At 37.9% G+C, this 17,854-nt stretch carries 14 protein-coding genes (1 of these 14 cut by a window edge); 3 read left to right on the top strand and 11 right to left on the bottom strand.

The window, feature by feature from the left end; translation table 11 throughout:
• Positions 1–2: 2 nt before the first annotated feature.
• The 10 genes from dapD to IGJ32_RS01635 form a co-directional block, all read right to left on the bottom strand.
• A complete protein-coding gene (gene dapD, locus IGJ32_RS01680) occupies positions 3–698 on the bottom strand; it encodes a 2,3,4,5-tetrahydropyridine-2,6-dicarboxylate N-acetyltransferase (RefSeq protein WP_034699414.1) in 696 nt (231 codons plus the stop codon).
• Positions 699–712: 14 nt separating this feature from the next.
• On the bottom strand, positions 713–1,420 hold the full coding sequence (dapB, locus tag IGJ32_RS01675) for a 4-hydroxy-tetrahydrodipicolinate reductase (RefSeq protein ID WP_373169198.1): 708 nt from the start codon (positions 1,418–1,420) through the stop codon (positions 713–715).
• A complete protein-coding gene (gene dapA, locus IGJ32_RS01670) occupies positions 1,417–2,298 on the bottom strand; it encodes a 4-hydroxy-tetrahydrodipicolinate synthase (RefSeq protein ID WP_178306213.1) in 882 nt (293 codons plus the stop codon). The genes dapB and dapA overlap by 4 nt, the downstream gene beginning before the upstream one ends.
• The gene (dapF, locus tag IGJ32_RS01665) at positions 2,291–3,097 is read right to left on the bottom strand and encodes a diaminopimelate epimerase (protein ID WP_178306214.1); all 807 of its coding nucleotides are present in this window, start codon (positions 3,095–3,097) and stop codon (positions 2,291–2,293) included. Before dapF ends, dapA begins: the two co-directional genes overlap by 8 nt.
• On the bottom strand, positions 3,094–4,341 hold the full coding sequence (gene lysA, locus IGJ32_RS01660) for a diaminopimelate decarboxylase (RefSeq protein ID WP_063626509.1): 1,248 nt from the start codon (positions 4,339–4,341) through the stop codon (positions 3,094–3,096). The genes dapF and lysA overlap by 4 nt, the downstream gene beginning before the upstream one ends.
• Before the next feature lie 373 nt (positions 4,342–4,714).
• A complete protein-coding gene (trhA, locus tag IGJ32_RS01655) occupies positions 4,715–5,362 on the bottom strand; it encodes a PAQR family membrane homeostasis protein TrhA (protein ID WP_025480259.1) in 648 nt (215 codons plus the stop codon).
• Between the two features lie 98 nt (positions 5,363–5,460).
• A complete protein-coding gene (locus IGJ32_RS01650) occupies positions 5,461–6,288 on the bottom strand; it encodes a class C sortase (protein WP_342081670.1) in 828 nt (275 codons plus the stop codon).
• Between the two features lie 33 nt (positions 6,289–6,321).
• Positions 6,322–8,199: a SpaH/EbpB family LPXTG-anchored major pilin gene (locus IGJ32_RS01645; RefSeq protein ID WP_342081671.1), complete on the bottom strand. Its 1,878-nt coding sequence runs from the start codon at positions 8,197–8,199 to the stop codon at positions 6,322–6,324.
• Complete coding sequence (locus IGJ32_RS01640) at positions 8,196–9,605, bottom strand: SpaH/EbpB family LPXTG-anchored major pilin (protein ID WP_342081672.1); 1,410 nt, start codon at positions 9,603–9,605, stop codon at positions 8,196–8,198. The genes IGJ32_RS01645 and IGJ32_RS01640 overlap by 4 nt, the downstream gene beginning before the upstream one ends.
• Positions 9,605–13,111 carry a SpaA isopeptide-forming pilin-related protein gene (locus IGJ32_RS01635; protein WP_342081673.1) on the bottom strand — a complete coding sequence of 1,169 codons (3,507 nt, stop codon included), beginning with the start codon at positions 13,109–13,111 and terminating at the stop codon, positions 9,605–9,607. The genes IGJ32_RS01640 and IGJ32_RS01635 overlap by 1 nt, the downstream gene beginning before the upstream one ends.
• Before the next feature lie 354 nt (positions 13,112–13,465).
• Between IGJ32_RS01635 and IGJ32_RS01630 the strand changes: the two genes are divergently transcribed.
• The gene (locus tag IGJ32_RS01630) at positions 13,466–14,956 is read left to right on the top strand and encodes a helix-turn-helix domain-containing protein (protein WP_342081674.1); all 1,491 of its coding nucleotides are present in this window, start codon (positions 13,466–13,468) and stop codon (positions 14,954–14,956) included.
• A gap of 53 nt (positions 14,957–15,009) precedes the next feature.
• Here IGJ32_RS01630 and efp read toward each other — a convergent pair whose 3' ends face one another.
• Positions 15,010–15,573 carry an elongation factor P gene (gene efp, locus IGJ32_RS01625; RefSeq protein WP_010720208.1) on the bottom strand — a complete coding sequence of 188 codons (564 nt, stop codon included), beginning with the start codon at positions 15,571–15,573 and terminating at the stop codon, positions 15,010–15,012.
• A 357-nt stretch (positions 15,574–15,930) separates the two neighbouring features.
• Here efp and IGJ32_RS01620 point away from each other — a divergent pair, with 357 nt between their 5' ends.
• Both IGJ32_RS01620 and IGJ32_RS01615 read left to right on the top strand, forming a co-directional pair.
• Complete coding sequence (locus tag IGJ32_RS01620; protein ID WP_342081675.1) at positions 15,931–16,848, top strand: PLP-dependent cysteine synthase family protein; 918 nt, start codon at positions 15,931–15,933, stop codon at positions 16,846–16,848.
• 55 nt (positions 16,849–16,903) lie between these two features.
• Positions 16,904–17,854 carry the 5' portion of a cystathionine gamma-synthase gene (locus IGJ32_RS01615; RefSeq protein ID WP_053765858.1) on the top strand. The gene runs 198 nt beyond the window's last position, so only the first 951 of its 1,149 coding nucleotides appear in the window; its start codon is at positions 16,904–16,906; its stop codon lies beyond the right edge, outside the window.

Raw genomic sequence — 17,854 nt, 5'->3', positions numbered from 1 at the left:
CTCTATAATTCCCGTAATGCAGCGATCAATGCGGTGTTTTCCCTCGTTTGTTCGTCTTTAATTTTTAATACTCGGGCAGGCGTTCCACCCACTACGGTATCAGCGGCTACATCTTCTAAAACAACTGCTCCAGCCGCCACGACTGCATTTTTGCCAATACGGACACCTTCAACAATGACAGCATTCGCACCAACCAAGACACCGTCTTCAACCACCACTGGTTGAGCGGAAGCCGGTTCGATCACACCCGCCAACACTGCACCCGCACCAATGTGACAATTTTTGCCGACAATCGCTCTTCCGCCTAAGATTGCCCCCATGTCGATCATCGAGTTTTCCCCAATCTCCGCACCGATATTGATGATCGCTCCCATCATGATGACCGCATGATCACCGATCGTTACTTGATCCCGAATAATTGCTCCTGGCTCGATCCGAGCATTGATTTCTTTTAAATCAAGCAGAGGTATGGCACTATTTCTAGCTGTTTCTTCTATTTCGATCTCAATGATTTTAGCGGATTCTTTTGCGAGGATTGGTGCGATTTCTTGGTAATCACCGAAAATAATTTGGCTATTCCCCTGACCAAATACTTTACACTTTTCAAATTTAATTGGTTCAGTGACATTTAAATACACTTTAACCGGTGTTTTTTTATCAGCTGTTTGAATCAAACGTATAATTGCTTGTGCGTCCATTTGCTTTCTCTCCTTTATCCATCTAAAGTATCTGCTAATTGATAGTATCCAGCTGGTTGATTGCTTAACCAAAAAGCTGCACTTACTGCTCCTTCTGCAAAAATCTGATTGGAAAACGATTCATGTTTGATTTGTAATACTTCATCCGTAGATGCAAATAAAACTTCGTGCTCTCCAGGTACAGAACCAATACGTAAACTGTGTACTCCGATTTCATCGGTTTTTCTAGGTTGATCTTTCCATTGGAAAACAGGCGATAGTTTACGGACTTCTTGCATACTAGCGAGTAGTGATTGAGCCGTTCCAGAAGGCGCATCTTTTTTTTGGTCATGATGTTTTTCAATCAATTCGATTTGCCATGTTTTCAATAATTCAGCAGCCTGCTTCACTAATTGATTCATGACAAAAATCCCTAAAGAAAAGTTCGCACTGTATAAAATGGGGAAACGTTGCCCAAACGCTTCGATTGCCTGGAATTGTTCCTCACTATAGCCAGTCGTTCCGATCACGACTGGAAGTTGGTGTGCTGCTCCATAATCTAGCACTTTTTCCAAATTATCTGCGTGAGAAAAATCAATAAGGAGTGAGATATTACTCGGAAAAGATAAAGCAGTCGCTTCTTTAAGGGAGACCTTTGGAAAAACGACTTCATGCTCATAAGATTCAATGACTTCTTGGATTTTTTTACCCATTCGTCCATGTCCGACTACACCAATTTTCATACCTGTTCTCGTCCTTTCATAGGTAATAATTCCTGTAATACTCCTCGCTTGTCCTCAGACAGAGGAACAAGTGGTAGCCGTAACACACCTGAAGGAAGAGCCATCATCTCCATTGCGGCTTTTATTGGGATCGGATTTGTTTCACTAAACAAGGCATGGATCAATGGTAAGGCAGTTAATTGGATTTGTTGCGCTCGTCGAAGATTCCCTTGCTCAAACGTTGCGACTAATTCATGGACTAATCTAGGCTGTATATTGGCCCAAACACTGATAACCCCAGTTCCACCCACACTTAATATCGGCAAAATAGCATCATCGTTGCCACTATAAAGGACAAACGAGTCTGTCAAAAGACGACCAACTGCCATCACATAAGCCAGATCACCTGATGCTTCTTTGATCCCGCTGATTTGTGGATGTGTCGCTAATTTTTCCAGGACTGGGATTGGAATCGTCATTCCAGTTCTAGATGGTACATTGTATAAAATGATCGGTCGTGGTGATTGGTCAGCAATTGCAGTAAAATGCGCCAACAAACCTGCATCACTTGTCTTATTATAATAAGGCGTGATCACTAACAATTGATCCGCCCCAATCGCTGCTAAACGTTGGACTCTTTCAATTGTTTTTTTCGTATCGTTTGTTCCTGCGCCTGCGATGACTGGGATTCTTTTATTTACTTTTGCTACTGTAAAACGTAGAATCTCCTCTTCTTCTTCTGGCGTTAACGTCGAAGATTCCCCAGTTGTTCCTAACACTAACAGGCCATCTGTACCTTCTGAAAGATGAAACTCAATTAGTTTCTCTAATCCTTGATAGTCAATTTCGCCAAGCGCATCCATCGGTGTAATCAATGCAACGATCGAACCTTTAATCATACGACATCTCCTTTTGTGACCATTCATGAACAGCTGGTCCCGTCATTTGTATTTGTGTCTCCCCAGTAATCATTAACTCTCCTTGCTCTAAGTGGATCATGGCCTTAGCACTTGCTAAGTATCCATGATCTCTAGCTACGACATAAGCCGCACAACAGCCAGTACCACAAGCCAATGTCCAACCAACGCCACGTTCATACGTGCGTACGATCAGTTCCTGTTCATTGACTCGTTGGACAAAATTAACATTGGTTTTTTCTGAGAATAATGGATGGTGACAAATCTGTTCCCCTAACGCTTTCATTTGTTGCGCTTTTGCATCCTCTACAAAAACAACGGTATGGATCGTGCCCATAAACAAACTAGTTAGCTGGACATCCACTTGTCCAATACGTACTATTTGATCCACGATGGGTTCTGTTTGATTGACCGCTAACTTTTCTGTCGAATAATCGGGTTGTCCCATCTGAGCGGTACAATAAAAAGGGTCTTCTGTCAAAATTTCAATGGAAATCACACCCGCTAATGTGTGTACGTCGAAAGGTGAAGTTTCTACCATAGCTTTATCCCATACATGCCGAGCAAAACAACGAATCCCATTCCCACACATCGGCGCCTGACTGCCATCTTTATTGAAATAAAGCATCGTTAAAGGTTGCTCTCGAACGACAATCAACCCATCTGTATCAAATCGATCCTGTCCACACCATTTGCTGGCTAATTGGTGATAATCGATTCCTTCTTCATAGTCCATTAAGATAAAATCATTGCCGCAACCATTATATTTATGCAGGATCATTGAACTTCACCTCGCAATAAATCCTCATATTCTTGCCTACGTACCACTAATCGAGCAGTTTCACCGTTGACGAATACCACAGCAGGCGTCAAAGCTCGGTTATAGTTGCTACTCATTGAATAACCATAAGCGCCTGTGGCATATACCGCTAATATATCTCCGGGTTCAGCGATAGGCAAAAGAGCTTCTTGAATAACCACATCACCTGACTCACACATTTTCCCAGCGATCGTGACTTTTTCGGTTTTCTTTTCCCTTAATTTGGTTGCCAGATCACATTGATAGCTCGCTTGATAGAGTGCTGGACGGATATTATCGGTCATTCCCCCATCGACAAAATAATATTTTTTATTTGGCGTTTGCTTAATAAATCCTACCGTATAAAGCGTCGTTCCTGCTTCCCCAACGATACTTCTTCCGGGTTCGATCAACAATTCATTGATTACTAATCCTTGTTTTTTTAAAGCTTCTTCCGTAAAACGTACTAATTCTCGAACAGATTCTTCAATGGGCAATGGCTGATCACTTTCGGTATAACGAATACCGAATCCTCCCCCAAGATTTAGCGAAAGTACTTCATCAAAATCTTTAAGATAACCAATCAGTTTATGGATTTCTGCTATCCATGCCGATAGTTCAAAAATCTGCGAACCAATATGGGCATGAAAGCCTTCTAATTGTAAAAATTCACTATCCTGAATAAATTGGATCGCTTTTTGACACTCTTCGCTTTCATAGAGTAGACCAAATTTTGAATCAATATGAGCGGTAACGACATATTCATGCGTATGTGCTTCGATCCCTACATTCAACCGGATCATTACTTGGAGTTCTTTTTGATATTCTTGGCTAAGTGCGACTAACAATTCAACTTCCATGAGATTATCCGCTACAAAATGAACAAGTCCATTTTCGATAGCATAACGGATTTCCGCAGGTGTTTTATTGTTTCCATGAAAATAGACCTCTTCCATTGGAAAGTCAGCACACACAGCTGTATAAATCTCACCACCACTAACTACATCTAAACCTAATCCTTGTGATTGAATCAGTTTTAACATGGCGACGGTCTGAAATGCTTTTGATGCATATAAAATCTTTGTCTTAAAATGATCTGATTGAAATCCTTGTTTAAATGCCTTGATGTTCTCCACCATTTGCTTCTCGTCGTAAACATAAAGGGGTGTTTGATATTGTTTTACTAATTGACTAACAGGAATTTCACCGATCATTAATTCTGACATTCGAGACTACCTCTTTTCCGCAATGTTTTTTAAAATTTCTCTCATTAAGATTTGAATTTTATTTGAATAATATTAAACAAATTCTCAGTGATTGTCTACTATATTCATAAATTTAATAAAAAAAGTGCATTCATACATTTTTTTGTATAAATACAAAACTAGCGAATAAAAGATTAAAAAACAATGGATATGCTCATAAATCTCACTATTTCAATCATACAATCTAGTGAAAGCAACTGCTCCATCAAATAAAAATACGTTTGGTTGCGATCATTCCATCGAAACCAAACGTATTTTTTAATTTAATCCTTCGTTGTAAAAATGAGAGCTATTCCTTTGTTCATCAGAAAATTCATTCTTAAATTGATTTTATTTAAACCACATACCCAAAGTAAACGGCTAAAAACATCAATGATGCACCTAACATCACAAATAAGTGCCAAATAACATGTGTGAATCTCTTACTTTTCATGCTATAAAAAATTGAGCCGATCGAGTAAGCTAACCCACCAGCGACCAATAAAAGTAAACCGGTCAAATTGATGTTTTGATAAAGTTTTGGTAAAACAATCACGATTCCCCAGCCCATCACATTATAAATAATCGTTGATACTTTAGAAACCTGACTGGCTTTCGCTAAAGTCAAACACTTGTAAATGATCCCGATAACTGCTGTTGCCCAGATTACACTAAGTAATAGTACACCAGAAAGTCCCTGAACGATTAACAGGCAAAAAGGCGTATAGGTCCCGGCAATCAGTAAATAGATCGAACAATGATCGAATATTTGAAACACTTTTTTTGCTTTTGTAAAAATCAAGCTATGGAACAACGTAGAACTGAAAAAAAGCAAAAACAGCGAACTGCCATAAATGATAAACGCAACATAATCGAGGGTTGAATGAGCTTGTTCCATCAGCAAGTCAAAACAAATGAGACTTAAAAACGCTGCAATTCCATGGGTGACGGCATTCAACACTTCATTCACTATTTGATACTTCCGACTAAATTCTACTTCCATTTTTGTATTTCCTCCAATCATTGATGCCTTCTTCTCATAAACCTATTATATACTGTTTATAAGACTTTTACATCTAGTTTTCAAAACTATATTAAAACTTAATGTTTAAAATAGCAAATGAAACACACTATCCCGACCACTAGCAATCCAATCAATACGAATCCAAGAATCAAAAGAGATCGTTTTTTTTGGCTATCGATTTTCTTGACTTCTTTTTCAATGTCTTGATCTTCATAGGGAATACGGTGTCCTCGTACCAGCAACCGGTGACTATTGACCATATAAGGGGTACACGTTAATAATGTAACTAAGTCCTGCCCTTTTTCAATCATCAGATCATCAAGATCTGTAGGCTCAATAATTTTGATTTGATCCACTTGATACGCTAATTTGCCATTCTGACTTTCGATAAAAAACAAATCGTTTTTCTCTAGTTGATCTAAATCCGTAAATAGTTTGGCTTTGGGTAATCCACGATGACTGGAAAGAACGGCATGAGTACTTTCACCCCCAACTGGATAAGAAGTTCCTGCCAATAAAGTGGCACCTTTTTCCAGAAAAAAAGAAGTCGTTTGGTCAAAAATCGGTAGTCGCGCATTGATTTTAGGGATTGATAACACACCAATGGTATGTTTTTGGATCGTTGATTGTGTTACCTTCTCCGGTTCTTCTTCGGCGAATGGGTCAGAGCCTGGGGAAGAATTACTTTTTGCAAGTTCTCGATTTTTTTCTAGATATTCTTGTTGGATTTTCTCTAACTCTTCTGTCTTTTGTTGTTGTGCTTGTTGTTGGTATTTTCTAATGATTTGCTGATCCAGGTAATCATTGATACGATCACTAACAAAAGGATACATAAAAATTACGATTCCTGTGATGAATAACAAGGTCATGAAACTATCCAAATATCGCCGCTTTTTGTTACTCATTGATCGTCATCCTTTTTTGTCTAGTTTTTCCTTTTATTGATGGGATTTTTTTACTTTTACAAAATAACCAATTCCCATGATTAATAAGACTGTACCAATTGTTAGGTAAAGGTAAATCCCTTTGCCACCTGTAGAAGGTAATGTTCCTTTATGCTTGTTTGGTACCTTTTCTGGTGAAATGACTTGTCCAGACAAATGATAAGATTGTTCATCGACTACAAATGAAAGGCGGTTAGTCAACTGTACATAATTTTCTGGTGCCTTGATTTCTTCTAAATAGTAGGTTCCATAAGCTAATCCAATGATGGTAATCAACCCATCTTTTTCAGTAGTAAAAACAGTCGCTTTTCCTTGCTCTTTCGTCCAATTAACGGCTTTCGTTTGAGGATCAATCAACAAATAGTTCGCCTCACTTGAATCTTGGTCTCGAACGACAAAGCTAGCACCTGCTAACGGTTGGTTTGTTGAAACCGCTCCATCAACTTTGATAAACTGCTTACCACCTGTAACTACTTCAACAGTTGGTGGTGTTTGGTCTTTCGTATAGTCGTTTTCTACATTTGCTTCATTTTGATATCCTGCAGTTGGATTTGCTTGGTCATTCAAATACATATAATAAATAAATTTCAATGTCCCTCCAGGCGTCAAAGAAGGAATATACGCTGGATCAACTGCCACCGTAAAGCCATTTTCTTGCTCAATCACTGTATAATGACTTGGATCGATTGTTGTTTCTCCATCGTAAAGTGCATAGCCATTGGCGCCATTGACTGCATGATGAAAAGTCAATGCTGCATCGTGTTGATCGATTAAATTGAATTTCGTGTATTTGTTCATTGAACCTTCTTTATCAGCAATTCCTTCGGGAAGATTGACCTTGATTTCATACTGGATCATTTCGCCAATTGCTACATCTTTGCCATTTAATTTTGGCGTACTTTTTTCAACTTTTGATGTATCATTTTTAATCGTTTTTTCGACAGGCGTTTGATTATTTTCGGTAATTTCAAATGCTGTTTTCGTTTGACTCTCAATCAATGCGGCGTTATCTGGTGCCTTAACTTCTTCCAAAAGGTAGTGGCCAACTTCTAATCCGTGAATTTCCATCTGACCTTTTTCACTGTTTTCTTCAATGAAGTCAGCTGTTCCGATATGATACGTTTTCCCAGTCAAAAAAGATTTAGCAGCGGTTTGATCAGTTGTCCAAGTATAAAGACCGTCTTTCACACTATGAAGGTATTTTTTTACTGATCCTTCGGTTTTTGAAATGTTAAAGACTGCGCCATTCAATGGTTCATTTTCGGCTGTCCCCACTTTTTTGACTTGCAATACCCCATTATTAGAAACAAGATTTTTAGGATATAAATGAATCGTGTCTAATTCTTCTGTACCATACTGATAAGAGCCGTCTGGTTGTTTGATCATTTCATAAACAGGAAAAGCCAATACCATATTGCCAGCTGCGACTACTCCTGCTTTCGGTTCTTCTTTGATGACATAAACCGCATCTTTTCCGTTTTGAGATTTTGGCAATTCCAGCGTTACGCTTCCTTGTGCATCTGTCGTTCCCGACGTGATAGGTTCTCCAGGAGTCAGCTCTTGAACTGCTTGTTGCGCTTCTTCGACTGATTTACCATTATTTCGTTGTTCATAAAATTGATTCGTTATATTATAAACAGTAAATGATACATCTCCTAGACCTTGATATTGGTCAAACTCTGTCATCTCTTTCCCACTGTTTTGAATAACATTGGGTAAAGAAAGTGCTTTTTTCTTATGCAAGATCACTTGTGCAACTTCTTGATCGGTAGCTGCAAAGACAGGCGATTGCCCTACCCAGCTACCTAAAACAGCTGATAACACGAATAATATTCCCCAACAAATGTCGATTGCTTTCCACTCTTTTTTCATTTATTTTCACCTTTCTTTCTCCATTTCCACAGACTGATACTAACTAGTATTAGCCCAACGATGACATAAAACTGGCTATTTTTTTCATTTGTTTTAGGCAGCAAACCGAAATCTGCTTTACGATTCTTTACCTTCAAAGGATCCTCCTGTTGTCCGTTTTGCTGAAACGAATTTTTTTCAACTACAAAAGGAATTAGCTCTTCACTTTTGATATAACCTTTCGGTGACTGGATCTCTTCAAGGTAATAATTCCCATCGGTCAACCCTCGAACTGAAAAATTCCCTGATTGGTCGGAAGTTAGTCGATACGCTCCTTCACTACTCATTCGCCAAGTAACGCCTTCCTTCGTTTGATGAAGGTATTTACCTCTTTGATTTCTTACTAGAAATACAGCGCCTTGTAGAGGTCTTTGATTTCGACTATCAATTTTCAAAAAATGCTTTCCTCCCGTACGGATGGCAGTTGATCGTTGGAGGTACTCACGTTCTGTAGTGACCGTGACGTTATTCTTCAATTCCTCGTCTGGAATTGCTGTCGCTGATACTTGCATCTGATAGGTAATCGAAAGTGGTTGTCCAACCATTTTTTGGAGTGTCTCTTTGGCCAATGTCAATTCAAAGCCATTTTGATGAGAAACCATCTTATACCCGGAATGTATTTCTTGTCCGCCAATTTTGAGTTTCCATGTATCAGGTAAGAAGAACAAATGATCATCAGCTTCATCAATGAGTTGATAGCTTTGACAGTCAGAAACAATGGTATCTACTGTATAAGTGACGATTTCACCAAACGAAACACTGGAATCTCCTTGGATCTTTTTTTCCAAAAAAGAAAGTGGAGTCGTTTCTTCGTTCTTAGGATATAAATGAATCGTCTTCAATTCTTGACCTTGCTCATTATTAATTGGGAGTACCACAACTAAATTGGCTGATTTTTCTTTGACGTTTACTGGTGTCTTCGTTTCTTGAAAAAGATACACTTGATCTCTTCCTTGTGCATCTTGCTTTGGTAATTGAAATTGAGCGATACCAGCTTCGTTACCAACGGTTTTGGTGATTTGTTCTGTTACAAACGTTCCGATCTCTTGTCCCTTTTTTGCTAATTGTTGTTGTGCTGTTGTGACATCGATCCCTTGTTCTCTCAATTGATAGAAAGAAGCTGTGACATCATAAACCGAAAAACTCACCTCATTTAGCCCCTGAGCTTCTTGGAAGAATACTTGCTCTTCACCCGTATTTTTTTGTGGATCAGGTAAATTCCCTTCCGTAAACAGAAGTTTATGCAAGATAATCTGTACCTGCTCATTCGAAGATTGGTTCGGAATATGTTGAGCCGCACTTCTTTGCGATCCAATCGTCAACAACAGCGGAATGAGGAACAAGATATACCAGATTCTTTTTTTCATTACGCCACGCCCTTTCTTTGTTTTTTGAAAAAGGCAACGAAACATGTGCTGCTTATCGCAAGGAAACCAGCTAAATAGAACCAAATACGTCCCATTCCGCCAGTCTCAGGTAAAGGAACTTTGACTTGATTGGTAATCGTTAACGTAATTTGATTATTTTCGTCTCCAGCTACTAATCCACTTTCTTGTTTGGACCCATCCACGGTCACTGTTCCATCTTCCTTCACCACGATCAAGACTGGCTTTTTCAATCCTTGATACCCATCTGGTGTTTTGGTTTCCGTTAACGTGTAAGAACCAGGTTGAAGGTTTTCAAATGTAAATGTATCCGTTGATTCACCTGCTTGAGGTAGTTCGACACTTGACCCTTCCCCCTCTAGTTTAAAGCTAGCCCCTTTTAATGATTGCCCGTTATCTTGTTTTTTATAGACCGTAAGATTAAAAGGTTTGAGATGGTTTTGATGCTGTAATGTCCACTGCGGATCTACCTCAACATTTTCATGTTCATAGTTGATCCTGCCATATTGATCAATCGTCCATTCATAATTCCCAGCAATCGTATCATAGCCAACGGGCCCTTTCGTCTCTACCATTCGATATTCTCCTGGTTCCTCTACTGTAAAATGAGCCAATCCCGTTAGTTCCGATACGTTTGTCGCTACTGTTCGATAACTATCGGCAGCATCTTTTTTCTGTAATTCAAAAGCAGCACCTGCTAAGTGGACTTTTTCTGACCCATGAAGCGTATATTTGTGAATCGCCAAAGGAATTTTTTTGAAAGGATTTTCGATCGTTAGAAGAATCGCCTGTTCCTCGATTTTTGCGGATTGTCCGTCGATCGTTACCTTTCCTTCGGCTGATACCGCAATCTTCCAGGTGTTTTTTTGAGCAAGTTCATGTCCGTCTGGTGCCTGTACCTCTGTAAGCGTATAGGTTTCCCCTTTCATTAATCGAACATCAGCAGGCAAGTGATAACTGCCATCTTTGTTATCGATCAAGCGGATCGTTTTAGATTGACCAGTTAATTCGAAAACTGCTCCTACAAGATTTTTTGCTCCAGATGAAGAATGTTTGGTGATGTTCAAATCAAATGGTGTAAACTTTTTAGTATTTTTCCAAGTCGTATCGTTGACTTTAGCAGCCTCATAGCCTTCAACGGTCATTTCGTTACTTGCTTGATAGTTAAACGCTTGTCCTTGGTTATTAAATTTTGGCAACATCATGTTTTCTTGATAGTCAGTGCCATTACTTGCTGAGAGTAACTTGATGTCTTCACGTCTCCAAGTTCCCTCGGTATCATTAGTTGGTTTATTTAACTGGATAAATCCAGTTTTCCAACTATTTTTATCTGTTGTTGGCGTTCGTTTTATTTCATAAGTGATGTGATCTGGTCGTAGGCTAGTATCATGATCATATTCTTCCCATTCTTTTGTGAAAGACAATGTTACGCCTGGTGCTTTTGCGGAAGGAACGCCAAATTCAACAATTGTTGAAGCATCCGCCGTCGGTTGCAAGGTTGTTTTTTCATTCATTTGGTACCATACATCGGGTTTAAACGTTTTACTTTCAGTTTGGATTCGTACCTGATAATGGATTTGAATTTCCTGATCTTTCCCTAAATATAGCTGATTGCTTTGGATCGTTGAACCAGAAATACCAATCGTAGGCATTACTGCGACAGCATTTTTCCCTACATCTTTGATCGTGAGGGTATTTTCTTCGTAAACAAAGGGTTGAGCAATCGGATCAATCACTTTTCCATTACTGATGGTTCCAGCAATATGGACCGCTTTTTTCGCTAAATAATCAGAAATATCTGTGGCACGATCAGCCGATTCGTAATAGAATTGACCAGATTCATCCGTTGATACCATTTTCTTCATATTTGTTTCCACATCCGCTTTTGATAAGCCAGCTGGAATATCTGATTGCAATTGGATTCCTAAGCCATGGATCTTGATTCCTCGTTCTTTCAACGCTAATGCTTCGCCAATCGTCGCTATAAACGTACTCCGAATTTGCTTCTCTCGATTGTTTTGATCTGGAACATCGTAATATCTACTTAAAAGAGAAGTATTTCCGGCTCCTTCTCGTACATCGCTAAATTCAGTTCCATAATAACTACCATCTTGTTCTGTAAACACTTTGTTTACGTGATAGGAGTAGGTTGGCACACCATCCGTTAATAACACAATCACTTTTTCATGATTATTTTGTTCAGCCAACATCTCACCAGCTTCTCTCAACGCTTTTTGAGTAAAGGTTCCCCCTTGTGTCGTTGAAGGAGTGATCGCTTTAATCTGATTTTTTACAGAATTGAATGAACTTAGAGGGATTGAACCGTTGTTATAACCCACACTAGAATAACCAATATAGCCAAGATTGATTTTTTCAGCTATACCACTATGGTCAAGGGTATCTACAAAACTATTGACCCCTCGTTTCACTTCGGCTAAACGATTGTCTTCATTCATACTGCCTGACCAATCGACTACTAATACAACGTCTACAGGTGAAAACTCTTTTTGAACGTTCCCACGTACATTTAAAAAAACATCGTATAATCCTGGTGTAGCCGTTTCTCGTGCATATTTACGAATAGCATAAGAGGATTCTTCTCCTGTTCCCCCGTATTCAATATAAGAATTTGACCGATTAGATGGGTCGCCATTCCATGACGTCACACCATCCCACTGACCATTTTGATTTCCTTGATGATTGAGAACCGTTTTGTTTCCTGTCGGCTGCCACGCTGCTTGTGGGTAGACCCCGGTAGAATCGTTGGTATAATTTGGTACGATAGGTGTGACAATTTGTTTATTATTTCCAGCAGAAAAGAGAGCGGGAAATTCAAATGGACGTACAACCTCTTCTTTTTTCTCTTCTTCAAGATCTTGTTCCTTTGCTTGCTGTTCTTCATTTCCTCTTTCTGTTGATTCCTTTGTGTCTGCTTCGTTAGATTTAGTCGATTGCTCCGTTGTTTCCAGCGAAGTTTCCTTATTACTTTGTTGCTCTAATGTATTATTTTCCAGAAACTTAAATGATTCCTTCACAATCGGCGTGAGTGCTTTTCCTTGCTCATTTTCTGCCGTTTGTTGTTCCACTAAAACTTCTACGTCAACTGACTGATTCTGCTTGATGCCTGCAAAAATCCACTTCTCGTGATACTCTTGCTTGAAAAATTGGCTAGTTGTGAGCCATTTTCCACTAGTTTCATTAAGGTATTCCGTATATTCAGTTGTTGGAATTGGTAGAAGCATTTCTTTTGTTTCTGAATCAATAACCCGTACCAAGTATCTATGTCCTTGGTCATTCTCAGAAAGCCCTAATTCGACGGTCAATTGTTCCGCAGATTGATGAGCTTGGACTTGGCCATATTCATTAGCCATTATTTCCATAGTAGCCTCATTACTTGCTTCGACAAGTTTCCTATTCTGAAAGAAAAAATTGAGTACAACAATGATTCCTAAAGACCCTAACAAAAAGAATAATTGTTTCTTTCTCATAGATATCCTCCTTAAAAATTATTTAAAATTCAGTTAGATAATATAAAAAAAGAGAAAAAACCTCTATTTTTTCTCTTTTTATTCTCATTCAATTTTTAAGTGGATTTTTTAGTTATATTAAATCTATAGAAGATATGTAAGTAAAAAATATATCTATAAACGTTCTGTTATTTTTATATAATGATATAGTTTATATTTTCAAAATAACTGATCGAATAGACTTGGTTTTGAAACACTGACTTTCTTCTCATTTCTACAATTACTGAAAAAATATAAAAATCTGAGATACATATTTACAAGATGATAAAAATGAGTTAATAATAATAATACTAAATTAGAAAAGATGGTGATTTATTGATCGAGCAATTATTGTTAGATGATCATTCGCGAGGAAAATTAGCTGTTTATGGTCAACTATTAACGTTATCTCCAGGAGAGCACTTGATCGATAACCTAAGAGAAAACTTAGAAACAACAATCAGTATGGTTAAACTAAAAAAAATCCTTGTTTCTATTCAAGAAGACTTGGCAAAGATAAGTAATAAACAATTATTAACGGCTAAAAATAAGTTGATCATTCGTGAAAGAATGATCCATTACAATCAATATCAAAATTTTTTAACCACACAAAGTATCCCTTATCAGTTATTGCTTAGTATCATCAAGAAGCAAGATGAAGATCTTGCTTCTTTTTGTCAACGCAACTATATTAGCCGTTCCACTTGTTTTCGCCAAACCAAAAAATTAGCGCAGTATTTTAAAGACTATCATATCACTTTGAACTTAACGAACTTAACACTAACAGGTTCGGAAATACTGATCCGGATTATGTTTTTTAACTTTTTTTGGTTTGTTTCATTAGGTGAAAGTCTAGATGATCTCTATTTTAGCGATGATTTAAAAACACTATTTGAGTTATACGAAGCGGAACACCTGAAAGATAAATATGCAATCGGCAAGAAGCAAGCTATGCTCCATTGTAAAATCAATCTTTTACGAATTAAAGAGGGTCATTTCACTGATATTTATGAATTAACTCCCACTTCTTTTATCCCTAGTGGAACAGATCTTGAATTTTTTTATGATTTCTTTCAACTTGCTAATTTGAAGCTCGATATTTTAGAAATCAATTCCCTTTTTTATTTGTTCTATTATTGGCCTTTTCTAAATTCCAAATCAGATGTCCAATTACCAATCGTGGAACATTCTTATCTGCAGGCGAACAACCATTTAAAAAAAGTCTTGGAAGAGTTTGAAACGCATTGTCAAAAATATATTAGTAATTTCAACTTTCATGAAGAGCCTTCCCTTCATGCGAATATCTACCTTTCATTGTTGAATTTTACTGTATTCAAACAAAAAATCCCTTTAACAACCTTTTTTATTTCTACGTATATCCAAAAGAAATATCCTATGATCCAAATTTTAGCTACTAAAGTCGAAAGTTATTGGAAAAAGATTGCGAATCGTAAAAACTTCCTTTGGTTAAAAAATTGTAGTAGTGAATTAGCTTTCATCCAAGCTTGTTTACTTTATCCGTATTATACCAAGCTGGAAGAAGACTATAAATTGAAAGTTGGCTTTATCAACGTTTCAGAATACTTGATCACTTATGAGATATTTAATCTAGGTGAAAAGATTCCTTTTATCGAGATTGAAAAAGCCCATCTGCCACTCACGAAACAGTATGATTTTTATATTATTGGTTCACCCTTGCTTATTCCTCCAGAGCTAGACCCAGCAAAATATGCGGTCATTGATTTTTGTCGTTACAATGATTTTGAAACGGCATTGTATCAACGACTTTCACATGCCCACCATGAAAAATTAAAAAAACAGCTATAAATAAAGGCTTTTGCTCAAGTATCCTACTGGATCTTGAACAAAAGCCTTTATTATTATTTTGATGCACGTTTTACGTATGTGCCTTCTGTTGTATTGATTTCAAGTAGTTCATCTGTTTCGATGAAGTCTGGAACGTTAACGACTAAACCTGTTTCCATTGTAGCTGGTTTACCAGAACCAGTCACGGTTGCTCCTTTAATTGAAGGTTGTGTTTCAACAACACGCAAAACAACCGTTGTTGGAAGTTGAACACCAATCACTTCGCTGCCGAAGAATTGAATTTTTACTTCCATATTTTCTAAAATATATTTCATTTCTTCTTCTACAGTCTCTACTGGAATTTCATATTGTTCATATGTTTCAAGATCCATAAAGAATGCTGTGTCGTCCATTGTATATAAATATTGTACTGGTTTCGTATCAATATGTGCTTTTTCAAACTTTTCTTCTGGTCGGAAAGTTGTGTCATATGTTGCTCCTGAACGAACATCTTTTAGTTTCATACGCATCACAGTGTTTCCTTTACCAGGTTTGTGGTGGCTTGCGTCTAAAACTTTAATTAATTTACCGTCTTGAACAAATGTCATACCGGCTCTTAAATCACTTGCTGAGATCATTATTTTTGCTCCTTCTTAACTTAATCATAATCAACTTTATTGTATCAGACAACCGCTTAGAAAACTAGGGAATTATCTATTTTTAAGTTTTACTCTTTGACTTTCTCGTTTAATCATGCTATTTTTAATGAAATTCATTTTTGGAGGGACTTCACATGACAAACAGCAAATCAAAACAAATGAATATTTGTTGTTGTATGGTGCATAAAAGCAGCATACGATTTGTCATGTCTATTAATAGCCCTTCATAAATTGGTATTGCCTTCTTCCGTTTTCCAATACTTATTTCATGATTTTTTCAAGGAGCTGATTTAATAGTCAGCTCCTTTTTATATTCTATTTTTTTAGGAGGGAATTATGATCATTACAACAATCACCGAAGCAATTGGCTCCACCCCGTTTTTTAAATTTACTGCTAAAGATTATCCTATGCCCCAACATTCAGCTATTTATGCGAAATTAGAGTATTTGAACCCCGGCGGAAGTATCAAAGATCGACTCGGTCATTATCTGATCCAACAAGGGATTCAAACCGGACAGATCACAAAAGAGACAACAATTATTGAACCTACTGCTGGTAATACTGGAATTGGTTTAGCATTAACTGCTTTAAGTTATTCTATCAAAACAATCTTTGTTGTTCCTGAAAAATTCAGTATGGAAAAACAACAAGTGATGAAAGCATTAGGCGCAACAATCATCCACACACCAAGTGAACTGGGCATCGTTGGTGCGATTGAAAAAAGTAAAGAATTAGCGAAAACCATTCCTCACAGCTTTCTACCAATGCAATTTGAGAATTGGGCGAATCCCATGGCCTATTATCAGACGATCGGACCGGAAATTAGTCAAGAACTTACAGAACCAATCACTAGCTTTGTAGCGGGGATTGGTAGTGGCGGTACATTTGCGGGCACCGCTAAATATTTAAAGGAACAAAATGCAGACATTCGTTTAATTGGTGTCGAACCAGAAGGCTCAATTTTGAATGGTGGTACTGCTCATAGTCACAAGATCGAGGGAATTGGCGTTGAATTTACCCCACCATTTCTTTCTGGAATCACCATAGATGGTTTTGAAACGATTTCTGATCAAGAAGGCTTTGCTTACACGAAGCAGCTAGCCAAGCAACAAGGTCTATTAGTTGGTAGTTCTAGCGGCGCTGCTTTTGCGGCAGCCTTACATGAAGTCCAACGATTACCTTTAGGAAGTTCAGTGGTAACTATTTTCCCAGATGAAGCAGACCGTTATTTATCAAAAGGAATCTATTCATAAAACAAATAGTCGTTTTGACCGAAATACAGATATAAAAAATTAGGAGGAACAAATAATGCATATTCAAACAAAACTAATACATGGCGGAATCAGTGAAGACCCTACTACTGGAGCAGTTAGTGTTCCGATCTATCAAACATCCACTTATCGACAAAATAGCGTGGGAAATCCCAAGCAATATGAATATTCTCGTTCTGGGAATCCCACACGTTTTGCCCTTGAAGAATTGATTGCTGAGTTGGAAGGTGGAATCAAAGGATTTGCTTTTGCCTCTGGTTTAGCCGGTATTCATGCAGTCTTCTCTCTTTTTCAATCAGGAGACCACATTTTATTAGGCGATGATGTTTATGGTGGTACTTTTCGACTCTTTGATCAAGTCCTAACCAAAAGTGGTCTGGAATATACAATTGTCGATACGAGTGATTTGGCACAAGTAGAGCAAGCCATTCAACCCAATACAAAAGCACTTTATTTAGAAACACCAAGTAACCCGTTATTAAAAATCACTGATCTCCAAAAAAATAGTCAACTAGCAAAAAAACACCAACTGATAACAATCGTTGATAATACTTTTGCCACTCCTTATTTCCAGAGACCACTTGACTTAGGGGCAGATATCGTCTTACACAGCGGGACAAAATATCTCGGAGGACACAGTGATCTCGTCGCAGGTTTGGTTACTACAAATAATGAAACCTTAGCGGATGCTATCGGCTATTATCAAAATGCCATTGGCGGTGTATTAGGGCCACAAGACAGCTGGCTACTTCAAAGAGGAATCAAAACATTAAGTGTACGAATGGCAGAACATCAAAAAAATGCTTTTGCGGTCGCACACTTCTTAAAAGGACGTCCTGAAGTTGAACAAGTCTTTTATCCTGGTTTGGTCACTCATAAAAATCATGAAATTGCGCAAGCACAAATGAGTGGTTATAGTGGCATGGTTTCTTTTACACTAAAAAATGAACAGGCTGCGATTCCTTTCGTTGAATCTCTCCGATTGTTT

The organism is Enterococcus sp. DIV1639a, assembly GCF_050530445.1.
Classification (GTDB): domain Bacteria; phylum Bacillota; class Bacilli; order Lactobacillales; family Enterococcaceae; genus Enterococcus_B; species Enterococcus_B hirae.
This window is presented reverse-complemented; position numbering and strand designations above follow the sequence as displayed.

Coding starts and splice junctions, on each gene's coding strand:
- efp (WP_010720208.1), bottom strand. CDS start 15,573: ATGATCTCAGCAAGTGATTTAAGAGCCGGTATGACATTTGTTCAAGAC.
- dapB (WP_373169198.1), bottom strand. CDS start 1,420: ATGAAAATTGGTGTAGTCGGACATGGACGAATGGGTAAAAAAATCCAA.
- IGJ32_RS01645 (WP_342081671.1), bottom strand. CDS start 8,199: ATGAAAAAAGAGTGGAAAGCAATCGACATTTGTTGGGGAATATTATTC.
- dapF (WP_178306214.1), bottom strand. CDS start 3,097: ATGATCCTGCATAAATATAATGGTTGCGGCAATGATTTTATCTTAATG.
- IGJ32_RS01635 (WP_342081673.1), bottom strand. CDS start 13,111: ATGAGAAAGAAACAATTATTCTTTTTGTTAGGGTCTTTAGGAATCATT.
- IGJ32_RS01620 (WP_342081675.1), top strand. CDS start 15,931: ATGATCATTACAACAATCACCGAAGCAATTGGCTCCACCCCGTTTTTT.
- IGJ32_RS01650 (WP_342081670.1), bottom strand. CDS start 6,288: ATGAGTAACAAAAAGCGGCGATATTTGGATAGTTTCATGACCTTGTTA.
- lysA (WP_063626509.1), bottom strand. CDS start 4,341: ATGTCAGAATTAATGATCGGTGAAATTCCTGTTAGTCAATTAGTAAAA.
- dapA (WP_178306213.1), bottom strand. CDS start 2,298: ATGATTAAAGGTTCGATCGTTGCATTGATTACACCGATGGATGCGCTT.
- trhA (WP_025480259.1), bottom strand. CDS start 5,362: ATGGAAGTAGAATTTAGTCGGAAGTATCAAATAGTGAATGAAGTGTTG.
- dapD (WP_034699414.1), bottom strand. CDS start 698: ATGGACGCACAAGCAATTATACGTTTGATTCAAACAGCTGATAAAAAA.
- IGJ32_RS01640 (WP_342081672.1), bottom strand. CDS start 9,605: ATGAAAAAAAGAATCTGGTATATCTTGTTCCTCATTCCGCTGTTGTTG.